Source organism: Bacillus sp. FSL R5-0654 (assembly GCF_038008745.1).
GTDB lineage: Bacteria > Bacillota > Bacilli > Bacillales > Bacillaceae > Bacillus > Bacillus safensis.
The window spans coordinates 3,298,133-3,317,990 of the sequence record NZ_JBBOZV010000001.1 but is presented as its reverse complement, the minus strand read 5'-3'; the positions used below and the strand labels follow the sequence as shown (position 1 = coordinate 3,317,990).

Genomic DNA, 19,858 nt, shown 5'->3' with positions numbered 1-19,858 from the left:
TTTAATCTCCTTGTCTTTTGAGATTTTTTATTTTTGCTGTTTTTGGTCTGGATTTAAATAGCCCGATTGGTAAACGAACGTACGTATCCTTTAGATCTGAAAACGGTGAAGACAACACTGGTGTGAAATAGTCAAAACCAAATGTCTTTAATTGCATCAAGTGACAAAGCACAAATAAATAACACATGATTAAGCCGTATAATCCAAACAATGCTGAACTAAATATCGCCATAAACCGCAAAATACGCAGTGGGAAACTAAAGTCATATGACGGTGCCGTGAAGTCAGCCAATGCAGTCAGTGACACAATAATCACCATTAAGGCACTGACAATATTGGCTTGGACAGCTGCCTGACCAATAATTACGCCGCCAATGAGCCCAATTGTCTGTCCGATGGCTCTTGGAAGCCGTAGTCCAGCTTCACGCAGCAGCTCTATCGTAAAAGACATGAGAATGGCTTCGACAACAGGAGGAAAGGGAACATTCTGCCTGCTGCCTGCGATGGTGAGTGCCATTCTTGTCGGTAATAAACCGGGATGATAAGAGACAAGTGCAATGTAAAGCCCGGGTAAAAAAATCGTGAGGAGCACGGCAATATAACGAAGTAAACGCAAAAGAGTCGCGCTTGTCCACCTCTGATAATAATCTTCCGGAGATTGCATCAAAGCTGTAAGTGTCATAGGTAAAATAAGGGCAAAAGGAGTCCCATCGAGCAAAATGGAGACTTTTCCTTCAAGCACAGATGCAATCACCCGGTCAGGACGTTCTGTGTTTTGAATTTGTGGAAAAATGGAGATGTGACTGTCCTCAATCAACTGTTCAATATAGCCGGTTTCAGGGATGTCATCCATTTTGATTTCGGTCATGCGTGATAGAACATCTTCTACTAGTTTAGGATCAGCAATATCGCGAACATACACAAGAGCAGCGGATTTTTTATTGCGAGTACCGATACTCACCTTTTGAATCACAAGATTTGGGTCGTTTGCCCGTTCACGGAGTAAAGCCGTGTTTTTTTCAAGATTCTCAATAAATCCGATTCGTGGTCCTCTCACAAGAACTTCAGATTGCGGCTCTTCTACTTCTCTAAATTGAAAAAGATTTGTATGGAGTGCAAGTGCTTGATCCGCTCCATCTACAAATAAAATAGCCTTGCCGCTATATAACTGCTCGATGGCAAGGTTCATATCATCCAGCACATCATTTTGAATGCCAAAGAACGTTTTTGAAAGGGAGGCAAGTGTAGTAGAACCAACCTCAGTGATGTCGAGTTCCTTTTGCATTGGTGAAATGATTTGCTTAGAAAGCATCTCAAATTCTGTGAGTCCTTCAACGTACACGAGACATGCAGAAATAGTGGAAGGACCAAATGAAAAAGAGTGGAACACGATATCATCACTTCTTCCGGCAAAGCTTTTGACACGCTTAATGACGGACGCTATATCTTGTTCAATACGACTTTTCATAATACCTCACCCTCATCACATGTTTTTTATAGAGTGACTCGGAAGGTGGAGAATTATACAAATAGAAAAAAGAGAATCCCGGATAGGAATTCTCTCGTTTGTTTATCTTGCAAGCCATCCGCCATCAACAGCTAAAATGTGGCCGTTCATATAATCAGAAGCTGGTGAGCTAAGGAAAACAGCAGCACCGGCTAGATCCTCAGGCTTTCCCCAGCGCCCGGCGGGAATTCGTTTCAGAATCTCTTCATTTCGATTTTCATCGTCACGAATGGCTTGTGTGTTATTAGTCGCAATATACCCAGGCGCAATCGCATTCACTTGAATATGCTGGCTTGCCCATTCGTTGGCAAAAGCTTTCGTCAGCCCAGCGACAGCATGCTTACTTGCTGTATAAGCAGGGACAAAGACGCCGCCTTGAAACGATAGAAGGGAGGCGATATTAACGATTTTCCCTTGCCCATTTTTCAGCATCTGCTGTCCAACCTTTTGCGTGAGGAAAAAGAGACTGTTGATATTCACATCCATGACCGTATGCCAATCTTCCTCTGAATAGTGAGCCGCCTGCTCTCTTTTAATGGTTCCAGCATTATTGATTAAAATATCAATCGTATGCTTCTTTAATATGGCATCGACAGCCTGCTTTGCAGACTGAGGATTAGAAAAATCAACCTGAACCGCATGAAATGATCGGCCTGCCTGTTCGACTAGCGCCTTTGTTTCTTCAAGCGGTGTGTGATGGTACGTACCGATGATATCTGCACCTGATTTGGCAAGCGCCACGGCAATGCCTTGCCCAATACCGGTTCCGGGGCCTGTCACAAGGGCTGTTTTTCCTTCAAGGGAAAAGAGGGACGCTGCATATGAAGTTGTCATCATCCTCGTTACCTCAGCTGATCCATTGGGACAAAGTCCATATCTTTGAACGTATAGTTTTCGCCCGCCATTGCCCAAATAAATGAATAATTCGCTGTTCCTGAGCCTGAATGAATGGACCAGGCAGGTGAAATGACTGCTTCCTCATTTGCCACCACAAGATGTCTCGTTTCAGATGGCTCCCCCATAAAATGAAAGACCCGTGCATCCTCTTCGATATCAAGATATAAGTACACTTCCATCCGGCGATCATGAATATGAGCAGGCATCGTATTCCATGTGTTATTGGTTTCAAGCTGAGTGATGCCCATCATGAGCTGACAGCTTTGGATGCCGTCTGCATGGATGACTTGATACAGGTTTCGTACGTTGGAAGCAGCTGCTTCCCCTAAGTGGTTTGGTGTTAATTCAGCGATGGCTGCTTTTTGCGTAGGGTACGCCCTGTGAGCCGTGGCTGATACTAAATAGAACTTGGCCTGCTCGCCTGATGAACTAGTAAACTGTACATCTTCGTGACCAAGGCCAATATATAAGAAATCTTTATGCTCCAGCACAAAGGCCTCACCATCAACAGTGACCGTTCCTTGGCCGCCGACATTCACAATCCCGATTTCTCGTCTTTCAAGAAAATACTCCGTCCGTAAAAAGTCTCCGGCATCTAGTGTGATCGGCTCAGCTGCCGGCATCGCTCCGCCAATCACCACGCGGTCCTCATGCGAGTAATAGAGCTTTAATTCACCACTGACAAACAGCGTAGGAATATGAAAATGACGACGAAGTTCCTCTGTTGTAAAACGTTTGACCTGCTCAGGATGTACAGCATAACGATTTTCCATTTGGATAAGCCTCCCTTTCCATCTGAAACAAATATTGATATTTTATTTGGTATCGGTTTCAAGGAAAATTTTAGAGGAAAAAGAGAGCGCCGTCAACTGTTATTTTGAAATCGCTTTCTTTTACTCTGATTAGACAAATTCTTTCTATCATCATGCAAAAAAACCTTCTGAAATGCGTTCAATTATGATATGCTCTTTTTAAGTTTATTTGAAATCGGTTTCGAACCAAATGAGAAGATCAATTGTGGGAGTTTTTTTGAATGAAAGAGAAAAAGCAAACGAAAGTCACCATAAATGAAGTTGCAGCATATGCAGGGGTCTCAAAATCAACTGTATCCAGATATATCAATGGCAGAACAAATGAAATTTCTTCAGAAAAGGTAAAAAAAATCAAGAAAGCCATTGAAGAACTCCATTATCGTCCGAGTCAGCTTGCTCAAGGATTGAAGGTCAGAAAAAGCAAGGTCATTGGGTTTATTGTAGCCGACATTACGAATCCATTCTCTGTGGCAACACTTCGCGGGGTCGAAGAGATTTGTGATGAAAATGGATACAGCATCATGGTGTGCAACACAGATAATCGTCCAGAAAAAGAACGGGAAATGCTCCTAAAGCTGAATGCACATTATATTGAAGGGCTCATCATCAATACGACAGGACAGAACAATGACATTCTGGAGGATTTTAAGAAAAACGGTGTACCGATTGTTCTTGTGGACCGGAAGCTGCCTGAACTGAAAGTAGACACAGTGACCACGAACAACCGTGATATCACCATCCGGCTGCTTCAAAAAATGTATGAGAAAGGCTATGATCACATCGCTTTCTTTACTGAGCCTGTCGATGGAATCAGCCCTCGTGAAGAACGAAAGGAAGCATATGAACAGACAGCTTTGAGTAAACATAAGAAGCCGATCATTGCAGAAATTGATTTAAAGCAAAAGGAACAAATGCGTGAAGAGATTGTCCGTTTTTTACAATCAAACGAACAGAAAAAAGCGATTTTAGCCGGTAATGGATTACTCATGCTGAAGCTGATTAGTGAACTTGTAGAGCTTGGGGTGAAGATACCTAAAGAGATAGGCATTGCAGGGTTTGATGATACAGAATGGTATAAGCTGATTGGACCTGGAATCACAACGGTTGCCCAGCCATCTCATGAAATGGGGAAAGCAGCCATGCAAAAAATCAAGTCGCGGCTAGAAGGGGATGAAAGTGCGCCCCAAACGATTCAGCTTGATGGAGAAATCATAGTAAGGAAATCTTTATAAATGATAGGCAGAGAAGAGTATACATACGTGCATGCTCTCTCTTTTTCAACTGATTTGAAACCGGTACCAAGAAAGGGGAGAAATGAGTGAAAGCGTTGGATGCGGTCACATTTGGGGAATCAATGGCGATGTTTTATGCAAAAGAAGTTGGAGAGCTTCATCAAGTGCATACATTTCAAAAGGCGCTTGCTGGTGCAGAGAGTAACGTGGCTGTCGGCTTGGCGAGGCTGGGCTTTCATGTGGGATGGATGAGCAAAGTCGGAGCAGATTCACTTGGCACATTCATTTTAGAAGAGCTTCAAAAAGAAGGGGTCGATACAAGTGCAGTGCTCCGTTCAAATGATGGGTCTCAAACAGGAATCTTACTTAAATCAAAAGTGAAGGAAGGAGACCCTGACGTCACGTATTATCGGAAAGGCTCTGCTGCGAGCACAATGAGTCCAAGCGACTTTCCCGCCGCCTATTTTAAACAGGCAGGCCATCTTCATATGACTGGTATTCCGCCTGCCCTATCCAGTGAAATGAGAGCGTTTTCTTTTCATGCCCTTCAAGAAATGAAGGAAGCGGGCAAAACCATTTCATTTGATCCAAACCTAAGGCTTCAGCTATGGAAAGAGGAGAAAGATATGATTCAGACGGTGAATCATATCGCCTCACAATCGGATTGGTTTTTTCCAGGGCTTGCAGAAGGGCAAAGGCTCACAGGTTATCACGAGCCAGAAGAGATTGCAGATGTTTATTTGCAAAAAGGTGTCAAGCTAGTGGTCATTAAGCTAGGGGCAGAAGGTGCCTTTTATAAAAGTGCAGCCGGTCAGGGAATTGTGAATGGGTTTTATGTGCAGGATGTCGTAGACACAGTTGGAGCTGGTGATGGATTTGCAGTGGGGGTCATCAGCGGCTTGCTTGACGGCTTATCACATGAAAAATCCGTGACAAGAGGCAATGCGGTCGGGGCACTTGCAGTGATGTCACCTGGCGATAAGGACGGACTGCCTACCCGGGAGGAGCTTCAGGCTTTTATGAAAGAAGCCAAGCGATTTCAAAGGCGGGAGTATATGAAAGGGGATGAGAGATATGGAAAAGTCAGCAAGTTTGAGAGTTAAAAAGCAGCTAGCGTCTTGTAAATTAATTGCAGTGGTAAGAGCGGGTAGTGAAGCAGAAGGCATTGAAATGATTGAGCGTTTAAAGAAAAAAGGAGTTCGTGCCATTGAAGTGACGTATACCACGCCAAATGCTGAACGCATCATCGCATCCTTTCAGGAGGAACAGGACCTCATAGTAGGAGCGGGAACAATTACGACGCTGGAGCAGGCGCAATCAGCCATTGAGGCAGGTTCGCAGTTTATCGTTAGTCCAGGATACCTTCCTATGATTGGAGAACATCTTTCAATTTACGACACACTCTATGTACCAGGGGTTCTCACCCCGAGTGAAATCATGCAGGCAAAAGCAGATGGCTATTGCTTGCTCAAGCTTTTTCCGAGCGGCTCTTTCGGTTTATCCTATATGAAAAACTTACAAGGTCCATTTCCAGAGATTGAATTTATTCCTACGGGCGGCATTCATCCAGCTGATGTTCCAAAGTGGCTCAAAGCAGGCGCGGTGGCTGTTGGTGTCGGAAGTCAGCTTGAAAGCAGTACAGCAGAGGAATTACAAGCCGTTCTTTCTTCATAAATACTTGTCAAACGAACAAACAACTGGCTCGTTGATGCCGGTTGTTTGTTCGTTTATCTGACATAACAGCAGGTAAACATTTAACTCTTCACGTACAATGATCATGAAGGAGTGATTGAATGTACATTCTACAAGATGAACTCACGGATGGACGAATTGACCAGCTGATTACCGCACATATAGAAGAGATGAAGGAGCATTCGCCGCCAGAAAGCATTCATGCCCTTCCATTAACTGATTTAAAAAAGCAAGATGTCACCGTGTGGAGTGTGCGAGATGGAGAGGAGCTTCTAGGCTGCGGAGCGTTAAAGGAACTGTCAAGTGAACATGGGGAAATCAAATCGATGAGAACCGCAGCCCTCCATATGCGAAAAGGTGTAGCGAGATATATGCTGAATCATCTTCTCCAAGAGGCAAAACGGCGCGGCTACACACGTGTCAGCTTAGAGACAGGGGCAATGGCTTTCTTTGAACCAGCAAGAAAACTATATGAGAGCGCTGGGTTTCAGTATTGTCCGCCTTTTGGTACATATCAAGAAGATCCTAACAGTTTATTTATGACAAAGGAATTATAGAGGTCGAGAGAGTATGCTTATAAGCAGCTCTTTTTTTTATGCGGAAATAGTGGAAAGGAGGAGGATACGGTGAAATTATCTAAGTGGATCGGAATGAGCGCATTCCTCACATTTTGTGCGGTATCTGTCATCTTTTTAACGTTATTAGGTCAAGATTTATTTAAAATTGAAAGCGCTTCCGATAAAGCGGAGTCAACGTATCAATATCATTTTGTCCTTGTACCGGAGGAACTTGATAATGAATATTGGCAGCTTGTACAAAAGGGAGCTGCGGATGCGGCAGACGTTCATCACGTGTATCTAGAATATTTGGGCCCAAAGCAAGCGGATGTAGACGATCATCTGAAAACCATTGATATGGCAATCGCTGGACATGTTGACGGCATTATGACACAGGGACTTGATGCGAAAAAATACAAACCGCTTTTTCAGAAGGCGAGGGAAAAAGGAATTGATGTTGTCACCGTCGATACAGATGCAGAGGGGAGCAAACGTCAAGTGTATGTAGGAACGGACAATTACTATTCAGGCTTTATCGCAGGACAGGCACTCATTGCAGATACAAAAGGTGAACAGTATGTAGGAATTGTCACAGGCAGGCTGGATGCCATTCATCAAAAGCTGCGTGTCAAAGGCTTTCGAGATGCAGTCTCTGCTGAAAAACGCATTCATATTGCTGGGATAGAAGAATCAGCCATTACGAAGTCAGGTGCCTCAGGTGCCGCTTATAAACTATTAAACGATCATGCGAAGCTTACTGCATTTTATGGTACAAGTGCTTTAGATGGTGCAGGCATCATTCAAGCAATCGCACAGTATCGATCAACCACTGATTTTTATGTGCTTGCATTTGACACATTGCCTGATACGATTCAGGCGCTTGATGATGGAACAATTGATGCCGTGGTCGTACAGCATCCTTATGAAATGGGCTATCAAGCGGTTGAATCGCTTGTTCGTTTGCAGAAAGGTGAAAAAGAAGAACCGCTTCAGTACACGGGAACGAGTGTGATCCGGCGCGGGGATCTGCCTCTTCAGCAAACAGACAGAAAGCAGGGGATGCAGCCATGAGAAGGATTCGAAGTAAGCTGTTATTGGCATTTTTAATCCTTGTGCTTCTTGGCAACGTAGCCGCTTTTTTTGTCTACTGGAGCAGTTCAAAAATCACATCAGAATATAGCCGGAGCTTTCGTTCTTTTCTCCTGCTTAATGATATCTCGACAGAGGCGAAAACGATTTATGAAAAGGTCAATGCCTATGCCATTGAAAAGGATCGGAAGTTTGCCAAAGAATATCTTACGTCAAAGCAGAAAATGAAATCATACGATCAAGCGCTGCGAAAGGATGCCGGGCTTCATGCGGCGATTCCTTCTATTGAAAAATATCAATATATGATGCGGACGCTCATCAATGAAAGTGATGCGACCATGACACATGTAAAAGAAGGGAAAATCGAAGAATATGCTGCAAGTGTGAAGGAAGTGAGAACCGTCTCCTCCTATATACAAGAGCAGACGATGACCCTGCTTGATGATGAATTATCTGAGTATCAGATACTCTATCAAACTCTTCAAAAAAGGCATCAAACCTATGCGCTCTTTACCTTATGCCTGTTTACGTTATCAATCGGGGTCGCCTTATGGATGGCGTATATGATTGCTGGCGGGATCTCAAGACCCATCGTTCATCTGTCCCGAAGCGTAAAAGAAGTATCAGAAGGACATTTTGATGGAGCGAATTTGCATGTCACCTCAAAGGATGAAATCTCTGTTTTAAATGAAGCCTTTCAGCGAATGCGGCAAGAGATGAAAATGATGATTGAAGAGATCAAACAAAAGGCAGCATTGGATCAAAAAATCAAAGATATGAAGCTAAAAACGCTGCAAAACCAAATGAACCCGCATTTTTTATTTAACACATTAAACATCGTTTCACGTATGGCTTACTTAGAATCAGCAGAAGCCACATCGAGGTTGATTCAATCCGTTTCCACGCTGATGCGGTATTCGCTGTCTGCTCTTAGTACATCCGTTACATTGGAACAAGAAGTGAAAGTGGTGAAAGAATATTTTCATATACAAGAAACGAGATTTGCCGATCGTATTACGTGCAAAACGTCCATCGATGAATCATGTTTATCTGTGCATATCCCAAGTCTTACCTTACAGCCGCTTGTTGAAAATGCCTTTATTCATGGCGTCGAGCCAAAGGAGGAAGAGGGACTTGTCGAGCTCTCGATTTATCAAGAAGGTGGCTATGTGATGATTCGGATTCGGGACAATGGGATGGGCATCAATGAACAGGAGAAAAGAAGATTGCTGTCAGAAAAAGAAGAGGAAGATCCGAACATACTGAGTAAAGGCCACTCGACAGGAATCGGTCTTCGAAATGTAATGTCAAGACTGCGTTTGTTTTACGGGGTGCAAGATGCCCTTCAAATTGATTCAAAGCCAAATGAAGGCACCACCATACAATTGGCTATTCCGATGAAGGAGGGACCGGCATGCTGAACGTGCTGATTGTCGATGATGAAAAAATAGAACGGCTAGCGATGCGGAAATTCTTAACCGAATGGGTTCCAGAGTGTCATATAGCAGGAGAAGCGGAAAATGGAAAGAAGGCGGTTGAATTCGTGCGATCTGAGTCCATTCATCTTGTGCTCATGGATATTCAGATGCCTGGCATGGATGGACTGACAGCGATCAAACAGATCAAAGCAATCAGTCCTCATACAAAATTCATTATGCTCACAGCCTACGATACATTCGATTATGCCAAGCAAGCGATGCAGGAGGGGGTGAAACAATACCTCGTCAAACCGGCTGACAAAGATGAAACCATCGCAGCCATTCAATTTGTAGCAGCAGAGATTCAGCAGGAGGCGTCTCTGCGGCAGGCGGCAGCGGCCGATCTGCAGTCAAAGTGGCTTGAAGCGCATGTCATGAACGGTCAATCCTATACATCCATGGAGTTTCAACAACTATTCTCCGAATATGAAGCAGGTCTTATCATTGCTGTTCAGCGGACAGAAGGAGACCAGCTATTGATCGATTTACAGAAATCAGCACGATTTCATACGGTGCCGATTCAGAGGGGGGGAGAACTGTTTACATGCCTCATTTATAGTCAGCAGGGACCAGGTCAGCTAAAGGCAGAGGTGCTGCAAGCCATTCGAGCTGCCATGACAAACGGTCAGCCTTCACCTGTCGTTGGCATAGGGCACCCAGTCTCAAACCCGCTTCATCTTCAGAAAAGTGCAGCAGAGGCGAAGCTTTCCTATTATCAGCGAAAAAAGAGTGGCGGCGTTGTTCGTTATGGCTTTTACCAAACAGAGGTGAAGCCCGGTCCATTGATTCATCTGCCGGAGCTTGCAGACAGCATGATGCAGGCGCTCGAGGAAGGGAGAAGAGAGGATGCGCTGGCTTTATTTGATGCCTTTCAATTAGAGGGGGCGACGATTTCGCAGGTAAAAGAACTGCTGATTCTCTTCAAATCACGCCTCCGTACAGACCTATCGATATTGACAATCAGCACCGCAGCTGAATGCCGCCAGTGCTGTGAACACCTATTTGATGTGTATGAAGCGAGAACCCAGACCATCAATGACATCGAGCGGGCAAAACGTTACATCAAAACATATTATTGTGAACAGATCACGCTTGAGCAAACGGCCGCTTATGTTGATTTAAGTCCCACCTATTTCACAAAACGATTTAAAGACGAGACGGGTCTGACATTTAAAGAGTATGTGACAGCCTGCCGGCTGGATAAAATCAAAAAGCTCCTCAAAGACAGCACGCTTAGCTTAAAAGAAATTACCTTTCAGGCAGGATATACAGATCCTAATTACGTCAGCCGTGTGTTTAAGAAGATGGTCGGCTGTTCACCGAAGGAATATCGAAAACAGGCCGTAAAAAAATGAAGAATTTCATAAAAAAGTGAAGAAGTTTGCCTGAAAAAAAGCAAGGATCTGCCATTATACTTATTTTGATAACGCTTACAAAATGGGGATAGGGGGATCAATTATGAAGTTTAAATTAGGCTTTACACTGCTGGCACTCTGTATGCTTATCGTCACTGCCTGCAGCTCATCGACGAACTCAGAGGCAAAAAAAGAAGGCGGAGCGGAAAAACTCGAAATTTTCTCTTGGTGGACAGGGGCAGGTGAGGAAGACGGGCTGAAGGCACTCATCCAATTGTTTGAAGAGAAGAATAAAGACATTCCAATTGAAAATGCAGCCGTCGCAGGTGGTGCTGGTACGAATGCAAAGGCTGTCCTGACTAGCCGTATGCAGGGAAATGATCCGCCTGCTACGTTTCAAGTGCATGGCGGGGCGGAGCTGAATGAGAGCTGGGTCGCGGCAGGCAAAATGGAGCCGCTGGATGATTTATATGAAAAAGAAGGCTGGAAAGACAAATTTCCAGAATCACTGATTGACCTTGTCAGCAAAGATGGGAAAATCTATTCCGTGCCAGTGAACATTCACAGGGGCAATGTGCTTTGGTATAACAAGAAGGTATTTGATGATGCAGGCTTAGAGCCGCCAACGACATTTGATGAATTTTTCAAAACAGCAGATGCATTAAAGAAAAAAGGAATCACACCACTTGCACTTGGAGATAAGGAGCCTTGGGCAGCGACTCATTTGTTTGAAAGTGTTTTGCTGGGTGTATTAGGTGCAGATGGTTATCAAAAACTTTGGGCTGGCGACATGAAAATGGATGACCCGAAAGTGAAGGAAGCGGCAGACATCTTTGGACGTATGCTTGAATACGTCAATGACGATCACAGTTCACGTAACTGGCAGGATGCCTCACAGCTCGTGGCAAAAGGAGAAGCGGCAATGAATGTCATGGGCGACTGGGCGAAGGGGTACTTTGTGAATGATCTTGATTTGAAGGTGAATCAAGACTTTGGATACACGGCGACTCCTGAAACGGAAGGAAGCTTTATGGTGATCACCGATACATTTGGACTGCCAAAGGGTGTGAAACAGCCAGAAAACGTGAAGAAATTCTTATCTGTTTTAGGTTCTGTTGAAGGACAGGATGCGTTTAATCCGCTAAAAGGATCGATTCCAGCACGTGTGGATGCAGATGTATCAAAATATGATGAATACGGAAAATCGGCGATGAAGGCATTTAAAGAGTCAAAACTGGCGCCGTCTCTTGCTCATGGCTCAGCTGCTGAAGAAGGGTTTGTGACAAAAGCGAATCAAGCCGTCAATATCTTCGTGACACAAAAAGACAGCAATCAGTTTGTTTCATCATTAAAAGATGCAATGAAATAAAGACGAAGGAGGCGGCGGCTAGGCACCGCCTCTTTTTTAAAAAGGAGTGTAGCTTCATGCGCATGGACACATCGCCGATGACAAAAACACCTGTGCCCAAAGTTAAACGTATGCGGAAAAAATGGAATGGAGACCAGCTGCTGGCGCTGCTCTTTTTAGCCCCGTCAGCGGTTTTATTATTCATCTTTGTTTACGGTTTTATTGGCTGGACAGGATATGTGTCATTATCAAACTGGACCACGCTTGTTCCTGATTTCTCTTTCGCAGGTCTTCGCAATTATGTCATGCTGTTTCAAGATTTCCGCTTTCAATCAGATCTTCGAAACACGGTCTTTTTCACTTTATTTTTTATTGGAGCGGTCATTGTCTCTGGTCTCACACTTGCGATTTTACTAGACCAGAAGATCAAGGGGGAATCTCTTTTTCGGAATTTATTCTTCTTTCCGATGGCCCTTTCCTTCGTTGTCACAGGAGTCGTATGGCAATGGATTTTAAACCCGTCAACTGGGGTGAATTTATTTTTGAAAACGCTTGGTATCCAGCCTAAGTGGTATACGGATACGAACATATTGGCCGGATTTGTCTGGGGGAAAATTGAGTTTGGTGTACCTGCGGCCATGATTGCTGTTGTCATTGCAGCTGTTTGGCAAATGACAGGCTTCTCTCTGGCGATGTATTTGGCGGGTCTGCGAGGAATTCCAGAGGAAGTAAGAGAGGCTGCTAGAATGGATGGCGCAACGGAGTGGCAGATTTACTGGAAAATCATTTTCCCTCTTTTAAAACCGATTACTGCAAGTGTTGTCATCATCATGGCTCACATTTCTTTAAAGATCTTCGATTTGATTTACTCGATGACAGGGCCGGGTGCGAACTTTGTCACAGATGTTCCGGGCGTGTATATGTTTGAAATGACCTTTAGAGGAAACCATTATGCAGGCGGTGCCGCCATTGCGGTTGTCATGCTGATCTCTGTTGCGGTCTTTATCGTGCCATATCTCCTGTCGAGCCGGAAGGGGGCTTCATCATGACAGCCAGATGGTTTGTCCGTCCAGTTCTTTATGCTTTATTGATTTTGTGCAGTCTCTTTTTTCTGATGCCTGTTTATGTCATGCTCGTCACAAGCTTGAAGCCATTAGGTGAAGTCACCCTTGAGCGAATGTGGTCACTGCCATCTACTATCGATTTTTCAAGCTATCAAATCGCGTTTGAAAAGCTGGAGCCCAATTTAATGAATTCTCTTTATCTTGTCATTCCTGCTACTTTACTGTCAGCTGTATTAGGTGCAATGAATGGCTATGTCCTATCAAAATGGCGTTTCAAAGGATCAGAAGTCGTCTTTACGCTGATGCTGTTTGGGATGTTTATTCCATATCAAAGTATCCTGATCCCACTCATTCAATTTTTGCGTGAAGTCGGATTGTATAATTCAATTCCAGGGCTTGTGCTTGTCCATGTCGTATACGGACTTCCGATCACAACACTCATGTTTCGAAATTTCTATGTGAGCATCCCAGATGAAATGATTGAATCGGCGAAAATGGATGGTGCAGGGTTTATCGGGATTTTCAGACATATGATTCTTCCGCTTTCGATCACAGGATTTGTTGTGGTGGCCATTTGGCAGTTCACAAATGTGTGGAATGAATTCTTATTTGCGGTCACAATGACCACTGCGGAGCATCAGCCGGTGATGGTTGCCTTGCAAAATCTATCAGGCAGTCAAATTGTGCAATGGAACGTCCAAATGGCAGGAGCGATATTGGCTGCGCTGCCGACACTACTCGTCTATATTCTTCTTGGAAAATACTTTGTCAAAGGGCTTCTTGCTGGCTCTGTCAAAGGGTAAAATAATTTTTGTGTTATCGTTTTCATTCGGTGTACTGAAAGGATTGACTTCTCTTTAGATAGCGTCATAATAAAAGTTGAGACTTACTAGTTTTCATCAAGCTAGGTAAGGATTATCAAAGGGTAGCAAAGGGAGGAGTCATCCTGAATGAAGCAGTCACCAATTTTTTTACTGCCTGAATTGAAGGAGAGAATATGGGGAGGTACAGCCTTAAGGGATCAATTTGGCTATGATATTCCTTCTGATCAAACGGGAGAATGCTGGGCAATTTCTGCTCATCCAAACGGACCAAGTGTCGTGCAAGACGGTCCATATAAAGGGAAAACGCTGATCGAACTTTGGGACAATCATAGAGAATTGTTCGGGGGGATAGAAGGCGACCGCTTCCCGCTGTTAACTAAAATATTAGATGCAAACCAAGACTTGTCCGTTCAAGTTCATCCAGATGATGATTATGCGGAAAGACATGAAAATGGCGAGCTTGGAAAAACAGAGTGCTGGTATATCATTGACTGCAAAGAAGGAGCAGAAATGATCTATGGGCACAATGCAAGAACAAGAACTGAGCTAGTCACCATGATGAATAGTGGAGATTGGGAAGGTCTTTTGCGGCGGGTGAAGATTAAGCCTGGTGATTTTTATTATGTGCCAAGCGGTACCATCCATGCGCTTTGCGAAGGAACGCTTGTCCTTGAAACGCAGCAAAGCTCAGATACAACCTATCGCGTATATGATTATGAACGAAAAGACCAGGATGGCAACGAACGTGAACTTCATTTTGCGCAAGCGATTGATGTCACAACAGTTCCTCATGTAGACGGGTATGCAGATGAATCAGTTGAAACACGGCGGGGAGTGACCATTCGTACATTTGTCGAAGCAGAATATTTCTCTGTGTATAAATGGGAAATTGATCAAAAAGTAGAGCTTACGCAGGATTATCCGTTTTTGCTATGCAGTGTGATTCATGGAGAAGGGTCTTTAGAGCATGACGGACACACATATCCACTGCCAAAGGGCGCTCATTTTATTCTGCCGGCTGAAACAGGAAGCTTCTCAATTGAAGGATCTTGTGAACTGATTGTGTCGCATATATAAGGAAAAGAGGACTTCGAGGGGGTCCTCTATTTTTCTATTGCATAAATGACTTGAAAGAGTACTTGTTTTTGTCGATAAAGAGATTAGTAGACTATTATGCAAAGTTAAGAGAGGGACAGGGAACGTGAAAAAAACCATCAAGATTATGTTACTCGCAGCTGCCTTTGGTATGACATTACACACGGGTAAAGAAGCGCAAGCAGCCTCCTATGTCGATCAATCCATTTATACGATGAACACCTCAAAGGTATTTACAACAGAAGCAGAAGTGAAAAAAGCAGTGGAAACACTGAAGAAGGACAAAAAGTGGACAGCCACTTATCAAACCTCAGGAAATACGTCGACCTATCAGCTCACTGCTTCAGGATATGAGTCGCAAGCAGCAGCGAATGCAAGTGCAGCTGCATTAAAAAAAGAAGTGGGCATGAGTGGTACGGTGTCTCCAGTAGGTGACCGCCTTCCTTTACAAAAGGTCGTATCTGACCCAGTCAATGATGAAAGTCAGGCGAAAAAGCTCTCACTTGAGCTAACAAAAACATCAGGGCTCAATAGCTCCTATGAAGTCATCAATCAAAGCAAACCTTCTTATCAGGTCATATCAGGAACCATTGATTCTGAAACGAAAGTGAAAAATATTCAAACTGAGCTGCAAAAGCAGGCAGGTGTCACCAGTACATACCAAACCGAAACGAAAGCTGGCACTGTGTATCAGCTGATTTCAAGCGGTATTGTTGGACAAAGTAAGGCGAATACCATTCTGCAAGGCTTTCAAAAGGCATCCGGCTTAACAGCAGTGCTTCAAACGGTGACAGCGGGTAAGCCGTATTACATCGTCACATCCGCTGCACAAGCGAACCAGTCGAAAGCACAGACGCTCCTTACCCAGCTGCAAAAAGAAGCAAAGATCAGCGGGAAGATTCAAAAGACTGGTGCCTTAAAAAATGTCTACAGCTTGGAATCAGGCTATTTTAAAGACAACAAACAAGCAGCTTCAGCTGCAGCTCAGATTAAGAAACAAACCGGTGCTGCAGGTGCTGTCCAGCGAGTGGGAAAAACAAAAAATTATATCGTGAAGCTCAATCAATTGAACGATACAGCTTACGGCAAAACGGTAGCCTTTTTCAAGAAAAAGAAATGGCGCTACACGTCCAAAAAGATTTCTTCCACACAGCCATATCAAGTCGTGACGGGAAACCTTTTAGGAGATGACGAGGCGAAAAAAGCAGCGGCTTTCTTCCAAAAGAAAAAAGTATCTGCGACAACGAAAAAAACAGGCAAGGTATCAGACAGCACGTATCGACTCGTCGTCAATCAAGCAGTGGACCAAGCGAAAGTGAATAAAGGTGCCGCCTACTTAAAAACGCAGAAGCTGACAAGCAGCATCAAGGCAAGTAACGGACAGGCTGTCAGCAAAACGTATAGTCTCAAGACAACACCTGTATATGAACAAAGTAAAGTGAAGCAGGCTCAAGAGATTATCAAGAAAAATGGCGTTGCCAGCAGTACAAAAACGCTGACAGAAGCGGTCAAGCAATACCGTATCACGACAGAGCCGACAGTGAATCAGACAAAATTGAATCAAGCACTCAGCTATTTGACTAAACAAAAAATGAAGGCCGCTGCTCAAAAAACAGGCGCAGCCGATTATGCTCAATATCAGATCAAAACAGGTGTCATCTCAACAGCTGCACTTCGTGACCAAGGCTTGGCATTTTTCAAAAAACGGAATGAAACCGCTGCGTATACAACAACAACGAAACCAACTTACAAAATTAACATTACGCAGCAATTTACAGGATTACCAACTGTAAATGAAGCCATTGCATTTGTGAAAAGCCAATATGGCTGGACTGCCACAGCCGTAAAAATTAAAAATGGCCCAATGGTCATGCAAACGAACTACAACCTTACTATCAATGAGATGGTCAACAAACAAATGAAGGTATCACCACAGACAGATGGTGCGGCCTATGTTTATGCAGCATATGTAGACCAAGCCACATCGACAGTGAATACGGATGGCTTAAATGTTCGTTCTACACCTGATTCGAGCTCTGCAAGCAACATTGTGGCACAGCTCAATAAAGGAGCAAAAGTGAAACAGCTTGGGAAAGAAGGGAACTGGATCAGGATCAACCTCGGCTGGAGAAATGCAAGTGCAGCAGAGGTGCAAAAATATGTAGATCCAGCTAATATTGCAGAAGGCACGCAATCTTATTTTCAATTTCTGAAACTCTCTGAAGCTGCGAATCTCAATCCAGCAGAGGTCAATTCAAAGATTTTAGCAGGAAAAGGGATTCTTGCGGGTAAAGGACAAGCCTTTATTACAGCAGCAAAAACGTATCATATCAACGAAATTTATCTTATTTCTCATGCGCTGCTTGAAACGGGTAACGGAAGTTCCATTTTAGCGAATGGTACAATGTATAATGGAAAGAAAGTTTATAACATGTATGGCATTGGCGCATATGACAGCAATCCGAATTATCTAGGTGCAAAGTATGCGTATGAACAACAATGGTTCACGCCAGAGGCTGCCATTATTGGCGGAGCAAAATTCATTGGCAACAGCTATATCAATAATGCCACATACAAGCAAGATACAATTTATAAAATGCGCTGGTCGGCTGCAGCGACTCATCAATATGCAACAGATATTGGCTGGGCTTCTAAGCAAGTCACTCGCATGTATAGTTTGTATAACCTGCTTGATGACTATACACTGTATTATGATATCCCGGTGTATAACAAATAAAAAAACGTCCGTGCTTCCTAATGAGAAGCCGGACGTTTTTTGTGTAGGAGCAGCTGCTGTTCAATAAATGAGAGGAGCTGCTGACTGGATTGTCCCTTTGAATATTGGTTCCATTCCTCAGCAAAGGTTTTGATTCGTTCTTTATTGGTTGATCCGTTTAGGTGTAAAAGCTCCTGCAAGAGCATGTCTTGAGTGACGCAAGCCTTACCAGGAATGATGTCTTCATACCGATCGACTAAGCCGCGTTTCTCTCGATAAGTGTCTAAGTCATAAGTGAAGAACAAGACAGGCTTTTCGAGCAGAGCATATTCAAACACAATGGACGAATAATCTGTCACCAGGACATCACAAGCACAAAGCAATGGATAGAGCGGCTGATCGGACACATCAAATATCCATTCACCGTCTGTTTCTGCTTTCGCTAAATGTTTGACCGCAGGATGAAGCTTGACGAGCAGAATGTAATCGCCGTTCAGCTCAGTTTGCAACTGCTCTTTTGAAAAAGGCAGCACAAGACCGTCCATTGCAAAGTCTCGATAGGTCGGTGTATAGAGCAGGATCTTTTTCCCTTTTGGGATATCATTCAGCTTCAAGGAAGGCTGGTGCTGTTCGTAGTACACATCAGTCAGTGGTACACCAGTTGGTAAAAAGCGTTCATCGTTGACCCCAAACGAGGTCTTGAAAATCTCACGCATGTGATCTGAGCCTGTCACAATGTAATCGAAAGACGCATAAACACGTTTGAAGCGTTCGATGTCACGGGGACTTCGTTCAGAATTTGAAGCATCTTCAAGCCCGAACTTTTTCAAAGCCCCATTGGCATGCCATACTTGAATACAGGTGGTAGAAGGCCGTTTTCTTAGCACACTCGTCATGAGAAAGTAATTATCCGTCAAGACAACCTTGCTTTTAAACATCGTATATATACATTGAATGAGATGGAGAGGATTTTTTTCATGAAAATAGCGAAATGACAGATGAGGCTCGTCCTTTTCTATCGCAGAAGCATGCTTCGTATAGAGGACAGTGAGCTTCATTGTCATGTTCGCCTGTTGTTGATAAGTATGAATGAGAGCAGCCGCATTCTCTTGGAATGAAACAAGCAGCGTCACCTGGTTTTCACGAGGCTTCACGCCGCTCATCAGCCATCCAATGAAAGAAATAAAAGCTGCGTAACATGAAATCATCATTGAGCGTATATTCATCATTTTTCAGTCTCTCACAGCTGCTTCGTCTGATCCTTTACCTGCTCAGGATAGTAACGTTTTTTTCCTTTGCTTTCCTTTAAGACGGCAAAAGCGTACTTAGGAATATTGAGCATTCGTTTCCATCTCCATGGATTCACAATCAATCTGTACAGCCATTCTGTATTTGTCTTAATCATCCAGCGTGGTGCACGCTTCACCGTTCCGCTAAATACATCAAAGCTTCCGCCTAAACCGATGCAAACAGCCTGCGGGAATAAATGGCGGTATTCGTAAATAAAGTTCTCTTGGTTTGGATAACCTAATGCAACAAACACCATATCAGGTTTCGAGCGCGCGATTTGCTTCGCTACGAAACGTTTATCGGCTTGATAGCCGTCACAGCTTCCGGCAAGGACCACATTTGGATATTCCGTATCAATTCGCTGTTTCACAGCCTCAAGCACTTCTTTTTTCGCACCATATAAAAAGATTCTTTTAGACTGCTTGTTTGCTAGGTCAAGCATAGACATGAAGACATCAAAGCCGGCAATTCTAGACTTAAGCGGACTTTGGGTCATGCGGGACATCAATACGACGCCTACGCCATCCGGCAGTACATAATCCGCAGATGAGACGACTTGATGGTACGCATGATCCTTCATGACGGCATAGCCTATCTCTGGATTGACAGTCGCAATCATGGCGCCTCTTCTCTGAGAAATATGATGCTGGTTCATATAGCTGATAAATTCATCTAAGTCGCCGTTTACATAAGAAAGATTAGAGACCACTTCTGTTTGCATTGTTTAGACCTCCTTTTTAACTTGTTATCTATGAACGTTCATTGTAAATTCATTCTTCGCCTACTCATCATTTTATCACAGATGCTCCATGAAATATTAACAATAACTTTACAAACCTTTAAATTTCATGACATTTTCATCAATTCAAATGGACGATCCTCTGTGAAACATTGATTCCTCG

General features: G+C 43.7%; 17 protein-coding genes. 12 read left to right on the top strand and 5 right to left on the bottom strand.

The genetic code is table 11. The features are described 5' to 3' along the window. Position 1: 1 nt before the first annotated feature. The 3 genes from NSS76_RS16950 to kduI form a co-directional block, all read right to left on the bottom strand. Complete coding sequence (locus tag NSS76_RS16950; RefSeq protein ID WP_133744486.1) at positions 2-1,468, bottom strand: spore germination protein; 1,467 nt, start codon at positions 1,466-1,468, stop codon at positions 2-4. Positions 1,469-1,570: 102 nt separating this feature from the next. Continuing rightward, positions 1,571-2,344, bottom strand: coding sequence for a 2-dehydro-3-deoxy-D-gluconate 5-dehydrogenase KduD (gene kduD / locus NSS76_RS16945; protein WP_024426292.1), 774 nt, complete (start codon positions 2,342-2,344; stop codon positions 1,571-1,573). Positions 2,345-2,349: 5 nt separating this feature from the next. After that, on the bottom strand, positions 2,350-3,177 hold the full coding sequence (gene kduI, locus NSS76_RS16940; RefSeq protein ID WP_024423659.1) for a 5-dehydro-4-deoxy-D-glucuronate isomerase: 828 nt from the start codon (positions 3,175-3,177) through the stop codon (positions 2,350-2,352). Positions 3,178-3,437: 260 nt separating this feature from the next. Here kduI and NSS76_RS16935 point away from each other — a divergent pair, with 260 nt between their 5' ends. From NSS76_RS16935 to NSS76_RS16880, 12 genes are all read left to right on the top strand, one after another. Beyond that, positions 3,438-4,448, top strand: coding sequence for a LacI family DNA-binding transcriptional regulator (locus NSS76_RS16935; protein WP_024423658.1), 1,011 nt, complete (start codon positions 3,438-3,440; stop codon positions 4,446-4,448). 86 nt (positions 4,449-4,534) lie between these two features. Then, positions 4,535-5,551 (top strand): sugar kinase, encoded by a 1,017-nt coding sequence (locus tag NSS76_RS16930; RefSeq protein WP_341082496.1) that lies wholly within the window; start codon positions 4,535-4,537, stop codon positions 5,549-5,551. Next, complete coding sequence (locus tag NSS76_RS16925) at positions 5,523-6,122, top strand: bifunctional 4-hydroxy-2-oxoglutarate aldolase/2-dehydro-3-deoxy-phosphogluconate aldolase (protein ID WP_341082494.1); 600 nt, start codon at positions 5,523-5,525, stop codon at positions 6,120-6,122. The genes NSS76_RS16930 and NSS76_RS16925 overlap by 29 nt, the downstream gene beginning before the upstream one ends. A gap of 119 nt (positions 6,123-6,241) precedes the next feature. After that, positions 6,242-6,697: a GNAT family N-acetyltransferase gene (locus tag NSS76_RS16920; protein ID WP_024423655.1), complete on the top strand. Its 456-nt coding sequence runs from the start codon at positions 6,242-6,244 to the stop codon at positions 6,695-6,697. Between the two features lie 69 nt (positions 6,698-6,766). Then, a complete protein-coding gene (locus NSS76_RS16915) occupies positions 6,767-7,768 on the top strand; it encodes a sugar-binding protein (protein ID WP_213404739.1) in 1,002 nt (333 codons plus the stop codon). Beyond that, entirely contained in the window at positions 7,765-9,207 is a 1,443-nt protein-coding gene (locus tag NSS76_RS16910; protein ID WP_213404740.1) for a sensor histidine kinase, read from the top strand. The genes NSS76_RS16915 and NSS76_RS16910 overlap by 4 nt, the downstream gene beginning before the upstream one ends. Then, a complete protein-coding gene (locus NSS76_RS16905; RefSeq protein ID WP_341082491.1) occupies positions 9,201-10,619 on the top strand; it encodes a response regulator in 1,419 nt (472 codons plus the stop codon). The genes NSS76_RS16910 and NSS76_RS16905 overlap by 7 nt, the downstream gene beginning before the upstream one ends. A gap of 103 nt (positions 10,620-10,722) precedes the next feature. Beyond that, positions 10,723-11,988 (top strand): ABC transporter substrate-binding protein, encoded by a 1,266-nt coding sequence (locus NSS76_RS16900; RefSeq protein WP_044333318.1) that lies wholly within the window; start codon positions 10,723-10,725, stop codon positions 11,986-11,988. 56 nt (positions 11,989-12,044) lie between these two features. Further along, positions 12,045-13,016: a carbohydrate ABC transporter permease gene (locus NSS76_RS16895; RefSeq protein ID WP_134817526.1), complete on the top strand. Its 972-nt coding sequence runs from the start codon at positions 12,045-12,047 to the stop codon at positions 13,014-13,016. Then, positions 13,013-13,834, top strand: coding sequence for a carbohydrate ABC transporter permease (locus NSS76_RS16890; protein WP_341082490.1), 822 nt, complete (start codon positions 13,013-13,015; stop codon positions 13,832-13,834). Before NSS76_RS16895 ends, NSS76_RS16890 begins: the two co-directional genes overlap by 4 nt. A 147-nt stretch (positions 13,835-13,981) precedes the next feature. Beyond that, the gene (gene manA, locus NSS76_RS16885) at positions 13,982-14,932 is read left to right on the top strand and encodes a mannose-6-phosphate isomerase, class I (protein ID WP_044333314.1); all 951 of its coding nucleotides are present in this window, start codon (positions 13,982-13,984) and stop codon (positions 14,930-14,932) included. A gap of 124 nt (positions 14,933-15,056) precedes the next feature. Continuing rightward, entirely contained in the window at positions 15,057-17,687 is a 2,631-nt protein-coding gene (locus NSS76_RS16880) for a glucosaminidase domain-containing protein (RefSeq protein WP_341082489.1), read from the top strand. A gap of 17 nt (positions 17,688-17,704) precedes the next feature. On the opposite strand, the gene NSS76_RS16875 is transcribed toward NSS76_RS16880, so the two are convergent. Then, the gene (locus NSS76_RS16875) at positions 17,705-18,895 is read right to left on the bottom strand and encodes a CDP-glycerol glycerophosphotransferase family protein (RefSeq protein WP_341082488.1); all 1,191 of its coding nucleotides are present in this window, start codon (positions 18,893-18,895) and stop codon (positions 17,705-17,707) included. 11 nt (positions 18,896-18,906) lie between these two features. After that, a complete protein-coding gene (locus NSS76_RS16870; RefSeq protein ID WP_024426277.1) occupies positions 18,907-19,677 on the bottom strand; it encodes a WecB/TagA/CpsF family glycosyltransferase in 771 nt (256 codons plus the stop codon). Positions 19,678-19,858: the final 181 nt, after the last annotated feature.